This is a genomic window from Frankia sp. AgKG'84/4 (assembly GCF_023242965.2).
GTDB lineage: Bacteria > Actinomycetota > Actinomycetes > Frankiales > Frankiaceae > Frankia.
The window spans coordinates 1-2,312 of the sequence record NZ_JALKFU020001259.1; the positions used below are offsets into that span (position 1 = coordinate 1).

Sequence of the window (2,312 nt, forward strand, 5' to 3'; positions counted from 1 at the left end):
GCGGGGCACCGTCACGAGTCGGCAACCGCGTGTGCGCCCAGGCCGGGTCCCGCGTCGCCGCCGATCGGGGCGGGCCAGGCGGGCCAGGCGGGCCTCACGCGGCTTCGCCCGGTGCGGACCGCCGGTGGGCCGTTGGAGCAGGCCCGGGTGCGCGCGATGCTCCGGGACATCCCCGAACGTGTGTGGGCGTGGCCCGCCGAGTCCGTGACCTCCACCGCGGACGCGCCACAGCCCGTTCTCGTGATCGTGCCCCGCGGGCGCGACGCGGAGCCGGCGGCCGCGGAGGCGGCAGCCCGCCGGCTCGCCGCGATTCTCGCCACGACGAGGACGGGTGACGAGGGCACGGCGGCCGAGGCGGTCGCGGTGATCGTGGTGGAACCGGGGCAGGTACCGTCGGTCCGGCGCCAGCTTGGCCGCGGACTGCGATCGGGACGGCGCTGGGGGTAGACGGCCCGCCGAGGTGGCCGCCGTCCGCCCACCGCCGCTCACCGGCTGCGGTCGACGTGGGCCCCTTGGGGCGACAGGCCGGCTATGTGATCGTCGCCCGCCGCGGTCTGGTGCTACTCTGGGGCCCAGACCGAATGCCGGTTGGTTCCCACCCATCCGACGGTGCCGTCTTCGCGACGGCCCTGGCGGGGGCACGGAGCCTGTCCGGCAGGACCAAGCGGGGGTTCGCCCTCCACCCGAAGTCGCCGCTGGTGTCGCCCTCACGGGACATCGCAAGGCCGATCGGCCCGAGTCTGGGCCGCGGACGCGGTGGCCGGGTCGCCGGTCGGCCGAGCCGTTCCCACGGCTGTCGGCCGGGAGCCTGGTATGGCCAGGCTCGGTGCTCCGCTGCGGTGAGGTCACGCCCGCGCGTCGAGCAACGGAGGAACACATCAGCACAGAGTCACGTATCAACGACCGGATTCGCGTTCCCGAGGTTCGCCTCGTGGGCGCGGAAGGCGAGCAGATCGGCATCGTCGCGATCGGTGAGGCCATGCGCATGGCGCAGGAGGCCGACCTCGACCTCGTGGAGGTCGCTCCGACCGCTCGTCCCCCGGTCTGCAAGCTGATGGACTTTGGAAAGTTCAAGTACGAGTCCGACCAGAAGCGTCGGGAAGCTCGGAAGAACCAGGTCCAGACCGTCATCAAGGAAATGAAGCTGCGCCCGAAGATCGATCCGCACGACTACGAGACCAAGAAGGGTCACGTCGTGCGGTTCCTGCGGGCCGGTGACAAGGTGAAGATCACCATCATGTTCCGGGGCCGGGAGCAGTCCCGACCGGAGCTCGGTATCCGCCTGTTGCAGCGGCTGTCCGCCGATGTCGCCGAACTCGGCTACGTCGAGGCCCAGCCCAAGCAGGACGGCCGAAACATGACGATGGTGATGGCCCCGCACAAGGGCTCCAGCACCAAGCCGCAGCGGCTGCCCGAGCCGGCCGGCCACGTCTGACCGGCGGCGGCGGGACCCCGCGGCCCCACCGCCGTGACCGGGCCCGCCGCGCCGGTCGATCGACCACCCACGCACACCGTCAGGATGTCGACATGCCCAAACAGAAGTCTCACAGCGGCGCGAGCAAGCGGTTCTGGCTCACCGGTACCGGCAAGGTGATGCGTCGCCGCGCCAACCGCAACCACCTGCTCGAGCACAAGTCCAGCCGCCGTACCCGGCGGCTGGACGGCGAGGTGCCGCTGACGAAGGCGGACGACCGCCGGATCAAGCGCCTTCTCTCCAGCTGAGCGCACCGCTGACGGCGCCGGCCGACAAGCGCCGACGCCGAACCGGACCGACCCAGGGTCCGACCGGCGCGCGCCAGGAGCGGATGGATCTCCGCCCGGCCGGCAGGACGCACACGAACTAAGGAGACAGGTGCCCTCATGGCACGCGTGAAGCGGGCGGTAAACGCCCAGAAGAAGCGCCGTACGGTCCTCGAGCAGGCCAGCGGCTACCGGGGTCAGCGCTCCCGGCTGTACCGCAAGGCCAAGGAGCAGATGCTCCACTCGATGACCTACTCCTACCGGGACCGTCGCGCGCGCAAGGGCGACTTCCGGCAGCTGTGGATCACTCGCATCAACGCGGCGGCGCGCGCCAACGGCATGACCTACAACCGCTTCGTGCAGGGGCTGCGCCTGTCCGGCGTCGAGGTCGACCGCAAGATCCTCGCCGACCTCGCGGTCAACGACGCGCCCGCGTTCGCCGCTCTCGTCGAGGTGGCCCGCGCGGGCCTGGCCTCGGCGCCGGAGCCGAGCGCGGCCTGAGTCTGTCGCGAGGCCCGGCCGTGCCCGCCGTCCGTTCGAACCCGCCGCCGTCGTCGCGAGCGTCGCAGGCG

General features: G+C 71.9%; 3 protein-coding genes and 1 pseudogene. All 4 read left to right on the forward strand.

Features of this window, described 5'->3' with window-relative positions; translation table 11 throughout:
* Positions 1-447: pseudogene (locus tag MXD58_RS29395) on the forward strand (hypothetical protein); the annotation flags it as partial.
* Between the two features lie 484 nt (positions 448-931).
* Positions 932-1,435, forward strand: coding sequence for a translation initiation factor IF-3 (infC, locus tag MXD58_RS30865; RefSeq protein ID WP_248820500.1), 504 nt, complete (start codon positions 932-934; stop codon positions 1,433-1,435).
* A gap of 92 nt (positions 1,436-1,527) precedes the next feature.
* The gene (rpmI, locus tag MXD58_RS29405) at positions 1,528-1,722 is read left to right on the forward strand and encodes a 50S ribosomal protein L35 (RefSeq protein WP_248820501.1); all 195 of its coding nucleotides are present in this window, start codon (positions 1,528-1,530) and stop codon (positions 1,720-1,722) included.
* A 138-nt stretch (positions 1,723-1,860) separates the two neighbouring features.
* Complete coding sequence (gene rplT / locus MXD58_RS29410; protein WP_248839714.1) at positions 1,861-2,241, forward strand: 50S ribosomal protein L20; 381 nt, start codon at positions 1,861-1,863, stop codon at positions 2,239-2,241.
* Positions 2,242-2,312: the final 71 nt, after the last annotated feature.